The sequence below is a fragment of the Actinoplanes sp. NPDC051537 genome (genome assembly GCF_055586105.1).
On sequence record NZ_JBVJIU010000001.1, the window covers coordinates 328,724 to 346,562 of the forward strand.

Below are 17,839 nucleotides of genomic sequence, written 5' to 3' on the forward strand. Positions count from 1 at the left end.
TGGGGGCCGTCATCGGACGCGCCCCGGCTCGCGGGCCACGTTGAAGCTGAACATCATGCCGCTCTCGGTGTGCTCAGCGATGTGGCAGTGGGCCATCCACAGCCCTGGGTTGCTGACGTCGAGCAGGATGTCCACCGTCTCCCCGGCCCGCAGCAGCACGGTGTCCTTCCAGACGAAGTTGGACTCAGGTTCCCCGTCCCGGGACAGGATGAGGAATCGGCCAGCCCCGTGGATGTGGAACGGGTGGTGCATCGGGTGATCGGAGTCCATCTCGTTGACCAATCGGATTTTCACCCGGTCCCCGACGGTGAACGTCCAGTCGATGGCGCCGTTCTCCGCGCCGGTCTCGCGGTCGATGAGCTGCCAGATCATGTTGCTCGGATCGGATGCCCGGTTGATCTCTGGCATCAGGTCCTCCCACTCCAGCCCGTCGCCGTGGTCATGGGACGGCGATCCGTCGTGCGCCGGGGCGGGCGGCGCATCGGAGGGAATCAGCTTCATGCCGCACTTCGGGCACGTCGCCGGCTCCGCCGCGGTCACCTCAGGGTGCATCGGGCAGGCGTAGGAGGATCCCTGTGACGAGTGGTCGCCATAGAGAAGCGGCATGCGGGAGACGAAGGCGAGCACCTTGTCCGGCGCCCTCTCGAGATCAGGGTCGATCGACTGGTGCTCGGCGGTGAGTTCGGGGTCGGTACGCAGCACGTCGAAGGTCGCGGCCGCAGTGCCGCCGCCCTTGGCCGGCGTTACGGAGATTGCACCCAGGTCGTAGACATGGTCCGGGGTTCGATGCTCGAGCGACACCTCGCCCGGGGTGTGGAAGTGCACGTCGAGGATGGCTCGCTCCGAGGGCGCCAACAGCACCTCCTCGACGAACGTCTCACGTTCGTACCGGCCGCTGTCGCCGCCGACGAGCTTCGCCCGTGCGCCGCGTACGGCGAAGTTGAAGATCCGCGTGTTCGCGGTGTTGACCAGGTGGAGCCGGACGACGTCTCCCGCAGCCAGCTCGGCCGAGAACGTGGTCTCCCCGTTGATCAGAAGGACGTTGCCGAATCGGCCCATGGCGGTGAACGTGGGCCCGGACCGGAGGAACGGCGCGATTTGCCCGTCTTCAACCAGCAGGTCGTCGAGCGTCAGGGTCAGTTCCCGGTCGACTGCTGGCCAGTACGTCGGATCCGTGGGCTCGACGACGATCGTGCCGTACAAGCCCATCTCCTGCGCGAAGTCCTCACGCATGTGAGGGTGATACCAGTAGAAGCCCGCGTCGGGGAACTGCAACTGGCAGCTGTATGCGCCGTCCACCGGGATCGGATCCTGCGTCTCGTGCGGTACACCGTCATAGCGGTTCTCCAGCCGCAGGCCGTGCCAGTGCACGGTCGTTTCGACATCGCCGCCGTTGTGTGTCTGCACGGTGAGCTGTGACCCCTGCCGAACATGCAGGGTCGGGCCGGGGATGGAACCGTTGTATGCGAGCATCCGCAGCTCGGCCCCGTCGATGTTCTTGCGTACCGGGCGGATGTCGAGGTCAAAGCGATCGCCGTCCGCAAGCCGCATGTCGCTCGGGCTCGCAACCTGCGTCAGTCCGGTGGTGTCGGTCGTGAACGGGTCCTGATCGGTCATCGTCCGTCCTTCGGTTGCGGTGTCGTGCTGGGTGGCGCACCGGGTCACCAGTGCTAGCCGGTCGCTACAGAGGGCACGACGGTCTTCGAGGGGGCGGACGGAGATGTCCGACCCGTGCCGGCCATTGAGCAGGGCGGCGTACGTTCCCTGGCTAGGCGCGCCAGGCGAGCGCTGCGATCACTGCACAGCGCGACAAAGCGATGCTGGGTCGCGGACCGACAAGCGTGCGGCCCGTCGGGAGAGGTGACGACGGGCGCAACACCAGGCCGAAGGCTGGTCGGGGAGGTGGGAGCGCACTCACAAAGCCTGCCGGACGGGCACCTTGAACCGCGTCGGAAGTCGACCTTGCTCGGGCTCGCCAGCGGCGCGCTTTGACGAAGTCCAACTGTGACCCTACAGCGAGCGGGCCGGTGCGGCGACCAGCAACGGGTCGTGCGCCCATCGCCTGACAGGCCGTGCACATGGCGGCCGAGGTTCCGCGGGGCCGGGCGGGTCCTCGACGCCCGGGGGCAACCGAGGTCGGCGCCAATCTCGGGAACGTGCACCCGGTCATGGCGTCGGCTGGCCTCCGACAAGTGTCGGGGGGTCGAGCTCCTTGATCCGGGCCACCGGGTACGTAACGCTGGGGACGTGACGGATCCCGATTCACTGAAGGCGGCGGATCGACGGCTGCAGGCGGCTCAGCTCGCCGCGGACGCGGTTACCCTCGACCAGCTTCTTGATGACCGCCTCGTCTTCACCGGTCCCGACGGACGCCTGTACTCGAAACACGACGATCTGGAGCTGCAGCGTTCTGGCCGACAGCGGTTGACCGAGGTGACTGAAGAGGAGCTGACCGCCGTGGTGGTCGGCGATACCGGTGTTACCTGGTTCCGGGGCAGGCTTGTCGGCCGATTCAAGGACGAGGAGTTCACCGCGTACGTGCGGTACACCCGCACCTGGATCAACACGGTCGCGGGGTGGCGGTTGCTCGCTGCGCACGTTAGCCAGGCGGCGTAGTCGCTGCGTCAATGGGCGGGAGCGTGAACCAGCGGATCAGGGAGTGTCTCGTGGATCGGCACGGCGTCCGCGGCGGACGGATCGCCACCCTTCGGCGAGGGCCACGAAGACGCCGAGCAGCGCCAAGACAGCGAGTGCGCCGGGAGCAGAGGTCCACACTGGTGTCGCGTAGCCGTCCTCGGTGGCGATCAGTTCCGGGTTGGCCCGGTCGGCGTAGACGGTCATCTCCCGGCCCTCGAGGACCTTGTCCATGAGCCAGGGGTGGCGGAGGTTCGCGCTGTGCCGCTTGCCTTGGACGGTGTAGCTGACCGTGAACCAATGGTCGATCTCGTCATCGTGATCGCTGATGATGACCGCCCGCGTGCGGGTGCCGTGTTCAACGATGTCCTTGCGGAGCTTGTCGTCGACAAAGAAGACGCCGGCCGCCAGGAGCCCGAAGACGACCGCGCCGAGCAACCCCCACTTCACCAGCGGCCGGTTGAAGATCATGTCGTGCCTCCGCCGAAATTGTTGTCGATGTGCTCGACCGTAGGGGATCGGCGCTCGCAAGGCCGCGATTGCCTTCCTTCCGTGTCCCGCTGATCTGAGGCAGCGGTTGATGAGGGAGTGTGCTCAGCTCCCGGCGCGTCTGCGGTAGTTGAGCAAGAGGCAGCCGCCCGAGCGGTCGACGTCGACAAGCTCGAAGCGTTGTAGATCGCCGACATCTTCGAACAGCCGGTGGCCACGGCCGGCGAGGCTGGGTGACACGACGAGCCGCAGTACATCGACCAGGTGCGCGCGCAGCAAGGAGCGGGCCACGGTCAGGCTGCCGTGAATACCGATGTCGCCCCCGGTCTGGCTCTTCAGGTCGGCGACGTAAGGCTCTGCGGGGCCGGTGACGTGGCTGGTCGCCGACCAGGCCCGGTGAGGAGCGGTCGACGAGAACAGGACCTTCGGGGTGTTGTTGATGAAGTCGGCGAAGGGTTGCATCGTCGACGTGGGCCAGTACGAAACCCATTTGTCGTACGTTCGCCGGCCCAGCAACACAGTGTCCTGGCCGGCGACCACCTGGGCGAGGTTGTCCATGAGCCGCTCGTCGGCGTCGCCGAACCACTGACCCTCGCCCGGTTCTTCGGCCACGCCGTCGAGTGAGACCAGCTCGTACAGCACCACGTCGCGCATGGGGTTCTCCTTCGTGGGTGGGCGGTTGTCTCGGAACGCGCCATGGACGTCATGATCGCGAACAACGATAACGACATTTGGCTCGGTGCTACGATCCAACGGCGTGACCGATTCCCAGACCAATCTCGCGTGGAGCACGCTGCTTGACCTGTCCGACCCGGGCGCCAAGCACGAGCGGTTGACTCGCGGCCTGCGCGCGGCGGTCCGCTCCGGACGGTTGCCCACGGGCGCCGCCCTGCCACCGAGCCGAACCCTGGCCGCCGATCTGGGCTGGTCCCGTTGGGTCGTCACCCAGGCGTACGCGCAGCTGGTCTCCGAGGGCTACTTGGAGGCTCGGGTCGGGTCGGCGACCCGAGTCCGGTGGTCTCCCGAAGTCCATTCGGCGCCGCCCGATCCCGGCCCGCCGCCGTCGGTGCCGACGCGATTCGATTTGACGCCGGGCCTTCCCGACCTGCGCGCCTTTCCGCGCGCCCGGTGGGGCGACGCACTTCGCGAGCAGGCCCGCCGTTTGGCCTCCGCCGACCTGGGGTTTCCGCCGTCGGGTGGACACGGCGAGCTGCGCCGGGTGCTGGCCGAACACCTGAGCCGTAGCCGGGGTGCCGTGGCCGGCCCTCACGACATCGTGGTAACCACCGGTGTCACCGACGGCGCGGCCCGTCTGTTCCGCGCCTTGCGCGCGGCGGGCATCGGCCGGGTCGCCGTCGAAGATCCCAGTTGGGCCCAGCTGCACGAGGTGGCCCGCGAGGCGGGGCTGACCGTCGTACCCGTTCCGGTAGACCAGCACGGACTGCGGGTGGCCGAGTTGGACCGTGACCCGGCGATCCGCGCGGTGCTCACCACCCCGGCGCACCAGTTCCCGATCGGCGTTCCGCTCAGCGCGCAGCGTCGCGGTGCACTGGTGAACTGGGCGCAGCGAGTCGACGGGCTGGTGCTGGAGGACGATTACGATTCCGAATTCCGCTACGACCACCGGCCGCTGAGCGTGCTCCAGGGGATGTGCCCGCGGCAGGTCGTGCTGCTTTGCTCGGTCAGTAAAACCCTCTCACCGGCCCTGGGCATCGGTTGGATGGTCGTGCCGCCACGGTGGCGTCAAGTACTCATGGCCAGCGGCACCGCCCGATCCGCACCATCGGTGCTGGATCAACTGGCGTTCGCCGGCCTGATCCAGACCGGCGGCTACGACCGACATCTACGCTCCATGCGACAGCGCTACCAAGCCCGTCGAGCCGCCCTGCTCCACGCTCTTCGCACCCAACTGCCGCAGTGCCGGGTGACCGGTTCAGCCGCGGGCCTGCACCTGGTGGCCGACCTCGGCGACGGCATCGATGCGGCCGCTGTCGTTATGGCCGCAGCTACCCGTGGACTACGGCTGACCGGTCTGCACACGTACCGGGTGAGCCACCGGCAACCGGCACACAGCCTCGTCCTGGGCTACGGCAACCTCCCCGACACCGCCGTTGACGATGCCGTCGCCGCCCTGGTAGCGACGCTTGCCGAACACCGGCTCACAACACGGCGGGGTTCGCTGGGATCGGCGCAGGCGTCGTGACTGATTGACGGGACCAGATCGATGACCTCGGCGTATCCGGTGGCAGGCTCCTTCACGCCCAGCTAGGCGAACACTCTCGCCGCTTTATCTTGCGCCGTCTGCGATGACGCCATACAACCGAAACGCCGCAGCAGTCGTCGGTCATCAGCGCCAAGAAAGAGAGGAGGTGAAGTCAGCGCCCTCTGAACCGGAGAGGACGATAAGCCACCACGTGCACTGATCTGCCGCCGTCCGTGCCCGCCGACAGTCGACGCGCCGTCACGCTCGATGGTCGGCTTCCCGCGCCGGGCGCCGGACTGACGCGTGAGTTGCCAAATCTACGGTGAGCAGCGAAGCCCGCGTCTCGCACTGCTCGCCGGTGTTCGTGGCCGTCATGCGGGGTGAATGCGGCCCGAAGATCCTGCGTTCGCCGTCTCGCGTCCTTTGTGACGACATACCGTGAGGCGATGACGGAGGGATCTTGGTCGTCTTCGACTCGTCCTCCCCGGTGGTGGCTGGCCGTACTGCTTGGATTGGCACCGCACCTGGCGCTACTCGTTTGGTTCGGTTGGCCACCGATCGTGTTCTGGGACGCGAGTCAGTGCGCATACGCGCTCGATCTCAGCACTGACGATGTGGCCGGAGCCCCTTACGCCACCTACAGTTGGCCGGAACTGTTCATCGTGCCCTTTACCCTGCTGCTGGTGATCGCGCTAGCCATTCGGCGGCGCGGCCGTCGCTGGGCGCTCTCGCTGCTACTGGGCACCTTGACGGGTGCCGCCGCTGTCTTGACGACGTTGGCGACGGCGGCCGCGATGTGGCGTTTTCAGCGCTAGCTGGGGCCGCGGTATCCCCTGCTGCCAAGCGAGCGATCGGGGGCGTGCATTCGGAGAAGCCGACTGACCCAGTAGACCGCAAAGAGTATCGAGACGAGCGCTACCCGGGTCGTCAGCGCCACTTCGTTGACTACTCCACCTACATAGCGGATCGGGCAGGGCCGATGACCGTGTCAGCGCCGCCGATGCCGCGACAGCTCACGAAATGATCGGCCACAGCCTTGGCATAGGCGCCCGGGTGCACTCTATGCCGCTGACCGTTCGGCTTCGTGCCGGTCGCCGAAGGCCCGGAGTCGCCACATGCACAGTCGCCGCCGGCCTCAATGGCCCCGTCCGTCAGTTCTGGTCCTGGGACGGCCCGACAGACCCTCGGGCACGGTCAGTTGCTCGGAGAACCTCAGCGTTCATAGCGGCTTGCTTGTCGAATACTTCCTTCATCGAAGCCGGAGTGAGTTCACCCTTGTCGATGAGGTTCATCATCTGTTGGTGGTACGCGAGAATCACGGGGAAGGCCGCGCGGTTCTCGGGTAGCTTGAGGATTCTGAGTTCGTAATCTTTGTAAGCGGTATCGAAGAGAAGCCGGGTCGATTCTCGCCGATTCTGGTAGACGTTCTGCACGACCAGGGTCAGCAGGCTGCTCAGGGCGCCGATGACCGCCCCGACCAAACCCGAGATCAACGCCGTGTACTCCATGACTCCTCCTCCGGCCGAACGAATGCCTTCACCCAGGCGCCTTGACATGGCCATCATGCTGCTTCAGCCGCAAGGAGTGTCGATTCACGCGACACGCCTTGTATCGGAAGCGGTTGAAAGGACGCGCGGGTCAACGGCGTGCCGCGCACTACCAGGTCAAATGCTGTCCCGTTTGCGACGTCCCCTTCTGCCGCTGATCGTGCTCCCGGGCCGGCGGGGCGACCAGGCGCACGGCCGACCATTGCCCTTCGCCAGTGGCCGACGATGATGAACTCACGATCAAGCTCGGAAGAGACCAGGCGTTTGTACCATCCAACTGGCTCCACCGAATGATGGGTACGCCTGCGTCCGACAACCTGGTTAACGATGACCGCGCCGCCTGGTCGCCGCTCTACACGATTGCAGGGACGTTGGACGAGTCGCTCGTCGAGGTCTTCACGCCCGATTACACCAGCCGTCTTCACGGCGCTCGCGAACGGCTACTAGACAGATTTGGGGATGTCGGGAGGCCGCCTTCCGAATGACGACGGCGGCATCCCTGCGATGCATCCTGTTCTGCCGCGAGTTGCGCGTTCGGCCCGCTCAATCGCCGATAAACAAAAGTTCGCCGTGCTGCTCTGCGCAGCGCTCCGCCATCGATCGAAGCCGTATCAGCCCACGATGCTCAGCGCCTGCCTTCGCCAGGGTGAGCAGCAGCTCGACGTCGGCGACGAGCTGCTGCATCTGGCTAGCGCCGAAACGGGTCTCCCCATGGGGATCGAGCTGGTCCAACAGCCCGAGTGCCGAATTCCCGGGGAACACCAGCCGGTCAAGTCGCCGGCGGCATCGAAGGACCCGCCGGCCGGACCAGGCACGCCGGAAGGCGAAGACCGCTTCCGCAACTCGGAAGAGTCATACGCGGGCCGGTGTGAACTTCGAACGTGTTCACGCTTTGTGCCTTGCTGTGCCGGCGGCCGAGACGGCCTGTTCGGTAGGCCCGCGGGAGTGCATCCCCTCAGGCACCCACGAGCTCGGTATTGCCCCGCCGCAACGCTCGCCGCATGTTAATCACTCCCTTTGCGCGCCTCCGGGTTGTTGATCGATTGCCAGGTGCCCGCCGTGGTCGGCCCTCACCGGGTATCGGTCAGCCGGTGCTGCGGAAACTGGTGCCGGAACCGGCAGACCGAACCGTTTTGCCACAGAATCCCTCTGGCATGTGCGTCGCCGAGAAACGACATCAGCCGCCAGGGCAGCATGCCCCGAGTGGTTTTGTATGTCAGTTCGAGCGCCAGATGTCGCTCACAGCGAGCGCCGCAGTCGCTGGGGTCATTCTCGTGTCGCTGAGTTCGAGCGCCACTTGGTGGCGTGGGCGTTGAGCGTCGTCAGTCGAAGCAAGCGACGAGCCGTACGCGGCTGTCCAAGGTTGATAGAGTGCTTCGGACGGCGTCGACCGGACGCCGAGCTATGGAACGTCCACCCCAGCCGGGGTTCCAATGGCGAAGGGGAAGTTGCCCTCACGGTCGTCGAACGTCACAGGCCATCTCTGCACACTGCGCCGCTGGGGGGCGAGGGGTGTCAAGAGGAGGTTTGTCATGACGAAGGACGGCAGTTTCAAGAAAGTGGTTCGCCACCACGCGCAGGACACCGGTCAGCGCTACACCGAAGCGCTGACCGATCTGAGGGGTCTCGGCGCGCGGATGGATCACGAGCCCGCTGGAGAGCGGCTGCTCGCCCATCTACGGGCTCGATACGACATCGACCCGATCGCGGCGACGAAGCTGAGCGTGCACAAGACCTACGTCTTTCGCATCGACCGCAGGGACGGCGAGCCGTGGGTCGCACGGGCCTTTCCGCCCGCTCGCCCCGGGGCAGGTGTCGAGGGCGACGCGGCGACCCTGCGGTTTCTGCAGCGACAGGACTATCCCGCGGAGCGCCTCGCGGTCGACGACGCCGTATCCGACTTCGACGGCAGTTCAGTGCTCGTGACCCGGTTCGTCCAAGGCGGCCAGCTTCCCGACAGCACGGAGAAGTTCGCAATGATGGGTGACCTGCTCGGACGACTGCACGCCCTGCCGCAAGACGAGTCCGTAAAGCGACCGGGCGGAGCGAGCGGCGAGGATCCAAGCCGTGAGGGCGCACCGCGTCAGGACCTGCTCGCCGCGCTCGCGTTCCTCGACGCCGTGGATACCAAGGTGCCGGACACTGAACGCGAACGGTTCGAGCGGCTCAGGGACAAGGTGCGCTCGGCCGATGACGGCGACGGTCTTCCCGAGGGGCTGCTGCATGGAAACCTGCTCCACGCCCCCGATCACGTCATCCTGAGCGAGGAAGCGCCGGTCGCGATCAATTGGAAGGCATCGGGTCGTGGACCACGCCTCGCCGACTTCGCTTACCTGATCTGGGGCACCGGCTCATGGAACCCGAGGCGGCCGGACCAGGAGCGCATCGACGCTGCCGTGGGCGCCTACCGCCGGCACATCGAGCCGACCGACGACGAACTCGACCGCCTCGAAGCACTCATGTATATCCGAACGCTCTACCTGACCTGCTTCGGTTACCGACGCGCGATCCTCAACGGCTTCCCGTTCGACGAATGGTGGTTCATCCAACCACCCGAATACTTCCGCTCCACCGCAGCCGCAACGCGAGCCGCGTTCCGCCGGTAGGCCGTCGATGGTCCAATACCGAACCGTCACGGAGTCATACGGCTTTGTCGATCTTGTCTTGGGTTACTGACCTTGGGTTTGTTACTGAGTTTGAGCGCCACCGGAAGGTAGTCCCGATCGGGTGGATTCGATGTCGGCGAGTTTCGGCGCCACGGCAGCGGTGGGAGCATCGGCGGGTCGGGACGGAGGTCCGCCGATGCCGCGGATGTCGAAGGTCGAGCTGTTCGCGGCGATCCGCAGGGACTCGCGGGCGGGCATGTCCGGGCGGGCCATCGCAACAAAGTACCGGGTCAGCCGGCACACGGTCAGCGATGCTCTGGCGTCGGCATGGCCACGGGAACGCAAGCCGTTGCCGCCTCGGCCGTCGGTGCTGGATCCGTTCAAGGCGGTCATCGACGACGTCCTGCGGGCGGACTTGGACGCGCCTACGACCAACTCCTCCGCCATCGCCGCACCGTCGAAGGGACCGGGTCATGACACGACACCGAGGACTCACCGAGCAGGCCGCTGACGCCGCCGTCGACTCCGCCTGCCGGCTGCTGCGGCTGCCCACCATCCGCTCGCAGTTCACCGACCTGGCCGAGGCCGCCGCCCGCGACCAGATGACCTACCGAGGCTTCCTCGCCGAACTGCTGATGGCCGAGTGCGACGACCGGGCCCGGCGCCGATCCGAACGCCGGATCAAAGCCGCCGCGTTCCCGCGGGACAAGAGCCTGCGCACCTTCGACTTCGATGCCAACCCGAACGTCGACCCCGCCGTCGTTCACACCCTCGCCACCTGCGACTGGGTGAAGAAAGGACTACCGCTCTGCCTGATCGGCGACTCCGGCACCGGCAAGTCACACCTGCTCATCGCCCTGGGCACCGAAGCCGCGATGGCTGGCTTCCGCGTCCGCTACGTGCTGGCCACCAAACTCGTCAACGAGCTCGTCGAAGCCGCCGACGACAAGATCCTCGCCAAGACCATCGCCCGCTACGGCCGCGTCGACGTGCTCTGCATCGACGAACTGGGCTACATGGAACTCGACAAACGCGGCGCCGAACTCCTCTTCCAAGTCCTCACCGAACGCGAGGAGAAGGCGTCCGTCGCTATCGCCTCCAACGAGTCGTTCTCCGGCTGGACCAAAACCTTCACCGACCCACGGCTCTGCGCCGCGATCGTCGACCGCATCACTTTCGGCGGCAACATCATCGAGACCGGCACCGACTCCTACCGCCTCGCCCAGACCCGAACTCGCACGCCATCCTGAACCGGCCAGCTCATGAACACTGACGAACCCCATGACGACCTGATACCGCTACTACTCGGAATCTGCGAAGACTTCTTCACCGGCACCAGCCCCGCGGCCCACCACGAGGTCGACGCGCTCCTGCGTGCCAGGGACATCACCGGCGGACCCGGCTGGCTGATCGACATGCTCGCGCTCACCCGCCGACGGCTGGAAACCCCGGCCGAGCCCAGAGACTCAAGCGGCCGGCAGGACCTCTGACTCGCGCTGGGCGGCTCTCAAACTCACCGACATTGATCATGCTCGGCCGCCCAAGCCGGCGCTGAAACTCGCCTACAAACGGCTCCCGTTCTCGCGGACACAATCACCCGAGACGCGTACACGGCCCGCCGCACGACGTACGCCCCATACCGGGACCAGCAGATGGTGCATCCGGGAGACGAGTTCGGTGCGGGGCGCGGCCGAGCCGGTCACGGCGGTCGACCAGCAGCCGCAACGCGACCGTCACTCCGTGACACGATCGGCGACTATGGCCAGAAGACGCACTCCCGGACCGCCGATGTGACGCTCATTTATTGTTGGCCGGACCAACACCTGTTATGTTGGTGCGGCCAACACATATTGCCTCAGAGGGGCCAGTTCATGGACCGTGCGGAGAACAGCAGAAGAGAACGGATCCTGGTCATCGGCCGCAGCCCGGCAGTGATCCTCGGCGCGGCCGACATCCTGCGGCGCAAGGGCTTCGCGGCAGACGCGACAAACCAATTCGACGAGGTGCTGACCGACTACGACACCGCAAAAGTTGATGTCGTCGTCTTCGGTGGCATGGTCCCGACCCGCATCAAGCAGCATCTGCGGGACGAGATCTCCAAGGTCAACGAGCACGCTACCTTCGTGCAAGGGCTTGCCGGGATTGCGGGGCTCATCGCCGCCCAGGTCGAGGGTGCCACGTCAACCGCCGGGGCCGACGGCAATGTGGGATATGACCCGACGGCGAGAACGGTGTGGTTCGGGCTGCGGAAACCGGTCCGGGTGGTCATCGAGGCCTGGTGGGCGACATCGATGACGCCGCCTGAGCCGAAGAGCACCTCGATGCGGGTGCTCGATGCGCAGCTCGAGCCCGGCGAGCACGCGGTTGAGCTTCCCGACGAGGTTCCTCTCGTGGCGTCCTTCGTCACCGCGTCCATCGGACCGTCCGTGCACGCCTTCACGGTGGGCGCCATGCCGGCCGTGCTGGCACGGTTGGTTCCCACCGGGGATCCGGCTCAGCCCTCGGCGCTCCCACCCGTACGGGCGGTGGCAACCCACATTCACGACTGAGGCGGCCTCAACGCGCCGGCTCGGTCCCGCTCGCGAGCAGCTTTGCCATCAGGGCGACGAACTGCCGCCGTTGGCCGGCCGTCAGCGGTTTCAGAACCTGCTCCTGAACAGCGTCGATGACGCCGTCGAGCGCCAGGAGCTGCTCGGTCCCGGCCGCGGTGATGGTGACGATGTTGCGGCGAGCGTGCCCCGGATCGGCGGACCGCTCGACCAGCCGGCGCGACTCGAGCTCGGACATTGCCGCTGTGACGTCACTGCGGTCGATCCCGGTCGCCCGGCCCAGGTCGGCCTGGCTCGCCGGCCCCCACTGCTCGAGCGCGGCCAGCAGACGGTAGTGGTAACTGCGTAGGCCGTGTCCGTGTGCCTCGAACGCTGCGGCGAGCAGGCCCGACGAGCGAGCGAAGACCCGGCTGATGAGCCACGTCGGGCGGTCGTCGACGCGGGCGATAGGGCGTCCCGGCGGTTGATCCATCGGCATGGCCCGACCCTACCCGTTGTTGGCGCTGCCAACATACCGGCCACGCGAGCGCTTACTCGGGCGGTCGCATCCCGTCCCGGGTGTCCGAATGAGTTCCCAGCACCTCCCTCGAAGGGACCTGCCAGCATGGATCAGAAAGATCTACCACCGCGCATCGCCGTAGAGGCCGGGCCGGTTGCGGTCCGCGGCCTGGGCGTCGCGACCTTCGTCATTGCCCTGGCCCGGTTCATCGTGGTGCTGGACGGCACGATCATGATCGTCGCGCTGCCGAGCATCCAGAACTCGCTGCACATCCCGCTGTCCGACCTGAACTGGGTGATCAACGCATACGCGTTGACCTTCGGCGGCCTGATGCTGGTCGCCGGCCGCGCCGGCGACAAATACGGTCGCAAGCGTGTCTTCCGTACGGGCCTGGTGCTCTTCGGCGCGGCCTCGCTGGCCGGAGGGCTCGCGTCCGACGGAACCTGGCTCATCGCCCTGCGTGCCCTGCAGGGAGTCGGCGCCGCGCTGGCCACCCCGGGCGCACTGTCGCTGCTCGTCAGTACCTTCCCGGAGGGCAGGGCGCGGTCCAAAGCACTCGGTCTCTACGGTGCTGCGACGGCTCTGGCGGCGGTCACGGGCCTGCTGGCCGGCGGGGTCCTGACCACTTATGTCGGCTGGCGTTGGGTGCTGTTCGTCAACGTACCGATCGTCATCGCGATCCTGTTGGGCCTCGGCCGGTTGGTCGAGCCCGCGCCGGAGCGCATCAGGATCGACATCCTGGGCGCGCTCACCGGAACTCTCGGCATCGGCGCGCTCATCCTCGGGGTGAATCGGGTGGGCGAGTACGGCTGGAGCGACCCGATCGTGATCGCCTGGCTCGCCACCGCGTCCGCCGCATTGATCATATTCGTGATCACTCAGCGGACCAGCGCGGCGCCGATGGTCCCGCGCGACGTGCTCAGCGACCGCGGCAGAGCCGGCGCGAACCTCGTCATCTTCATCCAATCCGCCGGAATGTTCACCACCTACTTCTTTCTCACCCTCTACATGCAGGACGTCCTGGGGTACTCGGCGTTGCGGACCGGCCTGATGTACCTGCCGTTCGCGGTGGGCTCCGGCCTGGGAGCCGGCGTGATCGCGCCTCGTCTGCTGAGTCGCCTCTCGGCACGAACCGCGCTCTCGACCGGCCTGCTGATCGCCGCCGTCGGCACGGGATGGCTGTGCCTCATCACGCCGGACTCCAGCATCTACACCGTCCTGATTCCGGCCTCGGTGGTCGCCGGGACTGGGATTGGCATCATCGCGACCACCGCCACGAGCATCGGCGTCCGTGGCATCGACAGCTCCGAAGCCGGCATCGGTTCGGCACTGCTGACCGCCGGCGGGCAGGTCGGCGGCGCGCTCGGCCTGGCCGTCCTGGCCACCGTCGCCGCCGCGACGACCCGTCGCGCGGCGGTCGACCACTCCATGAAGAGGCCATGACCAGCGGCTACATCGCCGGCTTCGCGATCGCCGCCGGCCTGTATCTGCTCTGCGTCGTCATCACGTTTTCCATGGTCAAGCTGTCCGACCGGACCAGCCTCCCCGCCAGCGGGCAACCTTGATGGATGCTGCGAGGGCACATCTCCGTTCGACTCCGCCGCCCAGCAGCGACGAGTTCGCCGCGTTGACGATCGCGTCGACCCGCTCGGCCGTGATGTCCCCGGTAGCCAGCCCGATCCGCACCGCATCTGCCTTTCCGCGCCGACGGTCGACCGCTCTCGGCGTTCACTTGATCAGAAGTATCGCCGGCCTGGTTCTCGGTGAGCCATGGCGGTCTTGGCGATCGCCTCCCCCGCGCACTGGAGTCCGAGGTTCATGGCCATTGACGGGTGCTGCTCGGTAGCCTCAACCAGATCGCCATCGCGAACCCAGCTCGCGGAACCTGGTGTCGGGCGAGCCGACGCTGGAGAACAGCATCGGCCAACTCGACCGGGTTTACCGGATCTGCCGAGTTTAGTGCGCCTGATCAACATGGTGGACGTTGGGTTCTCCGGGTTGATGGACGCCTGATCCCCGATCGTGCTGGCGAAATCGCGAGTATCGGTTCAGGGTGTCGTGGCAGGATTTCGCGATGACCTCCGAGGAGCAGATCGTTCCGCCTGAACGGGGTGCCGGGCAGCACGTTCGCATAGTGCATCTGCTCGGTCCGGTGTTCCGGGCCCTGGCCGATGGTGACCTCACCGCCGCGAACGCAGTGAGCCCGGTGCCTTTGTCACCGCTGTTCATCGACCCGTCGTCGCGGTACGTGTGGCAGATGCGTGCAGAACAGATCGCGATGGATCCAGCCAGCGCGGCCTGGGTCAACGGCGTCGTATGGTGTGAACGGGAGCAACTGGCCGTCGGTCACGCCGGCTACCACGGGCTACCCGATCCGTTAGGGATGGTGGAGATCGGATACACGGTCGACCCGGCATACCGGCGACGCGGTTATGCCCGAGCCGCGCTGGAAACACTGCTCCGGCGGGCGTCCCGAGAGCCGCGGGTGCGTACGGCGCGGGTAAGTATCCGACCGGACAACGTCGCCTCCCTCCGACTCGCGTCGCAATACGGCTTCGTCAGGGTCGGTGAACAGTGGGATGACGTAAACGGTCTGGAGATCATCTACGAGGTCGAGGTCGAGGGCCCGTAGGCAGACAGAGGATGTCCGGATTTGCCGCTGTCCGTGCGCGGCCGTTAGGAGCGCGTCTGCGGGAAACGGCGCCGGAGGAAGGCGTCGAAACCGCGACATGGCCCGGCGACGCGCCGCCTGCTTCGCGCTCGCATCTGGGTAGCTCGGAGCTCGACTCAGGCCGCCGCCGGCGACCCCGACGTGGGAGCAGATTGGGAGCAGCGGGGTGCTCCCAACTGCACTGAACTGCGCCCAACGGCTCTGAACTGCACTTAACTGCGTCAGCGTTTCCGCAGGCTGTCGTAGAGTCGCTGGTCAGCGGCTTGCGGACCGTTCGTTGACACCGAACTGTATCCAACCGCGCTCAACTGCAGCCAGCTGCAGCGAGCAGAGGCCATTCGCCCAGGTCAGGAAGGTTGTCGACAATCGCTCACGCAACGAGGACCTGACCCTCGAAGAAGGCTTCCTGCCCAGCCGAGGCACTGACCCTGTGCACGGCCTTGCCCGAGTAGGAGAGCCGAAGGCTGAACAGCGCGCAGGTTACGAGCTCGCCGCGCAGGCGGATGGCGACGTCGCCGAAGTCAACCTCGGCCTCGCGGCCCGGGAGGTGCTCTTGCGGGATGAACGCGTTGGCAGGTTCCCGTCCGACCTCGACGCGAATCTCGCGGCGTCGGGTGGCGACGTACTCGCGGACCATCCAGTACGACACCACCCCGGCCCCGTCATGTTCGTCAAGCAGTCGATCGAAGATCCGCTTCGCCGTGTGTGTCGCTGCTTCCGCGGCGCGTCGAGGTCCGAGCGCAGCCAGTCGTCGATCACCACTCGGTACGCGTCAAACCGTGTCCCGCGTTTGGGCGGTTGCTTTCTCTCCTTCGGCCATGCAGATTCCAGCGCCGCCGTCACGGTTCGGAAGCCGACGCCGTGCTTGCGCTGCAGCGCGGTTGGACATCCCAGCTCGGGCATCCCGTCGGATCGCCGCGTACAGGTCGACCCGGGAACGGTGACCGCATGCGACCACAGCCCGGAATCACTGGCCCTGCCGAGGTGCCTGGTCATGTGCTGCGCAGGGGTTCGGTGGGCGGCACTTGAGGCGGCCCGGAGTGCGGGGTACGACCGACGACGGAGCCGATGAGCAGCGAGTAGGCCAGGTCGAGTCCGACTGAAGCCCAGGTCAGTACGAAGGCCCGGCCTTGCGTGGCGACGAAGACGTTGGTGACGAGCACGCCCAGGATCAGGCCTGTGATGCCGCCGACGACATCAACCTCGGCACCACCTGTCCGCCCCGTGTCCCTGGCGCGACGAAGATCTGCTTGCGCGGTGCCTAATCGGTATTCCCGCAACACCTCGCGGGCCCCTCAGTGTTCGCTGCTGAAGAACCGTAGCAACAGCGGGCCGACGGTCTGTGGGTCGACGACGTGATCCGGCCCCTCGAGGGTCTCCCGTTGAGCGTGGGGTAGTAGGTCTGCAAGCTCGTCGGCCGCGCGGTCGAAGAAGTCCGAGGGCAGGCCTGCCATGTAGGGGACCGTGATCGGTCCTCCGGTGGTGACCAGGACCGGTTGGGTGACCGTTGCCAGTCGATCGGTCGGCAATTGGTAGCGGTTGTGGAAGATGCTGTCGTGGACCAGCGTGGGCGCGAGGGCGACCGAATCCGCCCAATGCGCCGTCTGCTTGCCTGCCGCTTTCCTGGCCGCGATGTTGTCGTCGGAAGCGCCGGACAGGCGCATGAACAGTTCGAGAACCTCCTCGTCTCGCCCGGCGTCGAAGGCGCGCCGGGTGTCCGCGATGTACTCCTCGAATCGCGGGCGTATGTCGTCCCCGACCGCGTAGGGCACCTCCCACACGGCGATCGTGTCGATGGCTGACCCGGCCGCGGCGGCTTCCAGCGCCAGCGCGCCACCAGAGGACGCCCCGAACAGGTGTGCCGAGCCACCCGCCTCCGCGATCAACGCATCCAGGTCCTCGATCTCTCTTTCCACGGCGTAGGGCTCGGTGAAGCCGCTCGCGCCGCGTCCCCGACGGGCATAGTTGTAGACCGTGAAGTGCTCGGCGAGAGCAGGTACCAAGGGAGCGTTCTCGGCTCCGTCGTCCAGCGCGCCGCCTACCAGGACGACAGCCGGGCCGCTTCCCTTCCGGTCGTAGGCGATGGTGGTGCCATCGTTTGATGTCACGCGAAAGTCCATCTCGTTCATCTCACATCTCCGTTCGAGAGGTTTGTCTCAGCGCCTGAGCAGCGTGCCGACGACGGCCTCGGTGCGCGACCACCGCGCCCTTGCGATCACGCCCGCCACGACGAGACAGGCGAGCGGCAGCCAAGGGCTCTGCTCGAGCACGAACTGATCGGTGATGACAGCACCGGTCAGCAATGCCGCCAACCCGAGACTGGCCAGGCCCGCCAGAGCCGGGATCAGAAGTCCAACCCCTCCCGCGACCTCCAGCGCTCCGACCAGGTACCGGAGCCACTGGCCAGCCCCGATGTCGGTGAACATGTCCACCATGACCGGGTCGCCGGCGAGCTTCGAGATTCCGCCGCCGGCGATTGTCGCCGCCAGCACGACTTGCAGAATCCAGACCCCGATGCTGCTCGCCCGCCCGGGCGTGTGCGCAACGGTTTCCGAGTTGTTCTTGGGGATGGTGCTCATTCGGCTCTCCTTGTCGTGTCCGGGCCTGGTACCGGTGATGGCGTTGGCCGAGTGGGCCGGGT

At 66.6% G+C, this 17,839-nt stretch carries 22 protein-coding genes and 1 pseudogene; 11 read left to right on the top strand and 12 right to left on the bottom strand.

What is annotated here, in order from left to right; translation table 11 throughout:
- Window positions 1-9 precede the first annotated feature (9 nt).
- Window positions 10-1,617 (bottom strand): multicopper oxidase family protein, encoded by a 1,608-nt coding sequence (locus ACZ6TB_RS01450; protein ID WP_465549325.1) that lies wholly within the window; start codon window positions 1,615-1,617, stop codon window positions 10-12.
- Between the two features lie 630 nt (window positions 1,618-2,247).
- Here ACZ6TB_RS01450 and ACZ6TB_RS01455 point away from each other — a divergent pair.
- A complete protein-coding gene (locus ACZ6TB_RS01455) occupies window positions 2,248-2,616 on the top strand; it encodes a nuclear transport factor 2 family protein (protein ID WP_465549327.1) in 369 nt (122 codons plus the stop codon).
- A 36-nt stretch (window positions 2,617-2,652) separates the two neighbouring features.
- On the opposite strand, the gene ACZ6TB_RS01460 is transcribed toward ACZ6TB_RS01455, so the two are convergent.
- Both ACZ6TB_RS01460 and ACZ6TB_RS01465 read right to left on the bottom strand, forming a co-directional pair.
- A complete protein-coding gene (locus ACZ6TB_RS01460; protein WP_465549329.1) occupies window positions 2,653-3,105 on the bottom strand; it encodes a hypothetical protein in 453 nt (150 codons plus the stop codon).
- 123 nt (window positions 3,106-3,228) lie between these two features.
- On the bottom strand, window positions 3,229-3,777 hold the full coding sequence (locus ACZ6TB_RS01465; RefSeq protein WP_465549330.1) for a dihydrofolate reductase family protein: 549 nt from the start codon (window positions 3,775-3,777) through the stop codon (window positions 3,229-3,231).
- A 103-nt stretch (window positions 3,778-3,880) separates the two neighbouring features.
- Between ACZ6TB_RS01465 and pdxR the strand changes: the two genes are divergently transcribed.
- Window positions 3,881-5,326 (top strand): MocR-like pyridoxine biosynthesis transcription factor PdxR, encoded by a 1,446-nt coding sequence (pdxR, locus tag ACZ6TB_RS01470; protein ID WP_465549332.1) that lies wholly within the window; start codon window positions 3,881-3,883, stop codon window positions 5,324-5,326.
- A 446-nt stretch (window positions 5,327-5,772) separates the two neighbouring features.
- Window positions 5,773-6,141: a hypothetical protein gene (locus tag ACZ6TB_RS01475; protein WP_465549334.1), complete on the top strand. Its 369-nt coding sequence runs from the start codon at window positions 5,773-5,775 to the stop codon at window positions 6,139-6,141.
- Between the two features lie 336 nt (window positions 6,142-6,477).
- Here the strand turns inward: ACZ6TB_RS01475 and ACZ6TB_RS01480 are convergent, their stop codons facing one another.
- Window positions 6,478-6,834, bottom strand: a complete 357-nt coding sequence (locus ACZ6TB_RS01480; protein WP_465549336.1) for a hypothetical protein — start codon at window positions 6,832-6,834, stop codon at window positions 6,478-6,480.
- Window positions 6,835-7,088: 254 nt separating this feature from the next.
- Here ACZ6TB_RS01480 and ACZ6TB_RS01485 point away from each other — a divergent pair, with 254 nt between their 5' ends.
- Window positions 7,089-7,358, top strand: a complete 270-nt coding sequence (locus ACZ6TB_RS01485) for a hypothetical protein (RefSeq protein ID WP_465549338.1) — start codon at window positions 7,089-7,091, stop codon at window positions 7,356-7,358.
- A gap of 58 nt (window positions 7,359-7,416) precedes the next feature.
- Here ACZ6TB_RS01485 and ACZ6TB_RS01490 read toward each other — a convergent pair whose 3' ends face one another.
- Complete coding sequence (locus tag ACZ6TB_RS01490; RefSeq protein WP_465549340.1) at window positions 7,417-7,605, bottom strand: hypothetical protein; 189 nt, start codon at window positions 7,603-7,605, stop codon at window positions 7,417-7,419.
- A gap of 800 nt (window positions 7,606-8,405) precedes the next feature.
- Here ACZ6TB_RS01490 and ACZ6TB_RS01495 point away from each other — a divergent pair.
- Window positions 8,406-9,479 carry a phosphotransferase enzyme family protein gene (locus ACZ6TB_RS01495; protein ID WP_465549342.1) on the top strand — a complete coding sequence of 358 codons (1,074 nt, stop codon included), beginning with the start codon at window positions 8,406-8,408 and terminating at the stop codon, window positions 9,477-9,479.
- 81 nt (window positions 9,480-9,560) lie between these two features.
- Here ACZ6TB_RS01495 and ACZ6TB_RS01500 read toward each other — a convergent pair whose 3' ends face one another.
- Complete coding sequence (locus tag ACZ6TB_RS01500; RefSeq protein ID WP_465549344.1) at window positions 9,561-9,926, bottom strand: hypothetical protein; 366 nt, start codon at window positions 9,924-9,926, stop codon at window positions 9,561-9,563.
- Window positions 9,927-9,952: 26 nt separating this feature from the next.
- On the opposite strand from ACZ6TB_RS01500, the gene istB reads away from it, so the two are divergent.
- From istB to ACZ6TB_RS01515, 3 genes are all read left to right on the top strand, one after another.
- Window positions 9,953-10,729, top strand: coding sequence for an IS21-like element helper ATPase IstB (istB, locus tag ACZ6TB_RS01505; RefSeq protein WP_465549346.1), 777 nt, complete (start codon window positions 9,953-9,955; stop codon window positions 10,727-10,729).
- 12 nt (window positions 10,730-10,741) lie between these two features.
- Window positions 10,742-10,969, top strand: coding sequence for a hypothetical protein (locus ACZ6TB_RS01510; protein ID WP_465549348.1), 228 nt, complete (start codon window positions 10,742-10,744; stop codon window positions 10,967-10,969).
- 381 nt (window positions 10,970-11,350) lie between these two features.
- The gene (locus ACZ6TB_RS01515) at window positions 11,351-12,028 is read left to right on the top strand and encodes a hypothetical protein (protein ID WP_465549350.1); all 678 of its coding nucleotides are present in this window, start codon (window positions 11,351-11,353) and stop codon (window positions 12,026-12,028) included.
- A gap of 7 nt (window positions 12,029-12,035) precedes the next feature.
- Here ACZ6TB_RS01515 and ACZ6TB_RS01520 read toward each other — a convergent pair whose 3' ends face one another.
- On the bottom strand, window positions 12,036-12,506 hold the full coding sequence (locus ACZ6TB_RS01520; RefSeq protein ID WP_465549351.1) for a MarR family winged helix-turn-helix transcriptional regulator: 471 nt from the start codon (window positions 12,504-12,506) through the stop codon (window positions 12,036-12,038).
- Between the two features lie 126 nt (window positions 12,507-12,632).
- Here ACZ6TB_RS01520 and ACZ6TB_RS01525 point away from each other — a divergent pair, with 126 nt between their 5' ends.
- Complete coding sequence (locus tag ACZ6TB_RS01525) at window positions 12,633-13,970, top strand: MFS transporter (protein WP_465550280.1); 1,338 nt, start codon at window positions 12,633-12,635, stop codon at window positions 13,968-13,970.
- Window positions 13,967-14,092 (top strand): hypothetical protein, encoded by a 126-nt coding sequence (locus ACZ6TB_RS01530; protein WP_465550302.1) that lies wholly within the window; start codon window positions 13,967-13,969, stop codon window positions 14,090-14,092. The genes ACZ6TB_RS01525 and ACZ6TB_RS01530 overlap by 4 nt, the downstream gene beginning before the upstream one ends.
- A gap of 31 nt (window positions 14,093-14,123) precedes the next feature.
- Here ACZ6TB_RS01530 and ACZ6TB_RS01535 read toward each other — a convergent pair.
- A pseudogene (locus ACZ6TB_RS01535) lies at window positions 14,124-14,213 on the bottom strand (O-acetyl-ADP-ribose deacetylase); the annotation flags it as partial.
- A 388-nt stretch (window positions 14,214-14,601) separates the two neighbouring features.
- On the opposite strand from ACZ6TB_RS01535, the gene ACZ6TB_RS01540 reads away from it, so the two are divergent.
- Window positions 14,602-15,159, top strand: coding sequence for a GNAT family N-acetyltransferase (locus ACZ6TB_RS01540; protein ID WP_465549353.1), 558 nt, complete (start codon window positions 14,602-14,604; stop codon window positions 15,157-15,159).
- Window positions 15,160-15,568: 409 nt separating this feature from the next.
- Here ACZ6TB_RS01540 and ACZ6TB_RS01545 read toward each other — a convergent pair whose 3' ends face one another.
- From ACZ6TB_RS01545 to ACZ6TB_RS01560, 4 genes are all read right to left on the bottom strand, one after another.
- Window positions 15,569-15,850: a hypothetical protein gene (locus ACZ6TB_RS01545; RefSeq protein WP_465549355.1), complete on the bottom strand. Its 282-nt coding sequence runs from the start codon at window positions 15,848-15,850 to the stop codon at window positions 15,569-15,571.
- A 340-nt stretch (window positions 15,851-16,190) separates the two neighbouring features.
- Window positions 16,191-16,481, bottom strand: coding sequence for a hypothetical protein (locus ACZ6TB_RS01550; protein ID WP_465549357.1), 291 nt, complete (start codon window positions 16,479-16,481; stop codon window positions 16,191-16,193).
- Window positions 16,482-16,493: 12 nt separating this feature from the next.
- Entirely contained in the window at window positions 16,494-17,327 is an 834-nt protein-coding gene (locus tag ACZ6TB_RS01555) for an alpha/beta fold hydrolase (protein ID WP_465549359.1), read from the bottom strand.
- A gap of 27 nt (window positions 17,328-17,354) precedes the next feature.
- Window positions 17,355-17,777 (bottom strand): DoxX family protein, encoded by a 423-nt coding sequence (locus tag ACZ6TB_RS01560; protein WP_465549361.1) that lies wholly within the window; start codon window positions 17,775-17,777, stop codon window positions 17,355-17,357.
- Window positions 17,778-17,839: the final 62 nt, after the last annotated feature.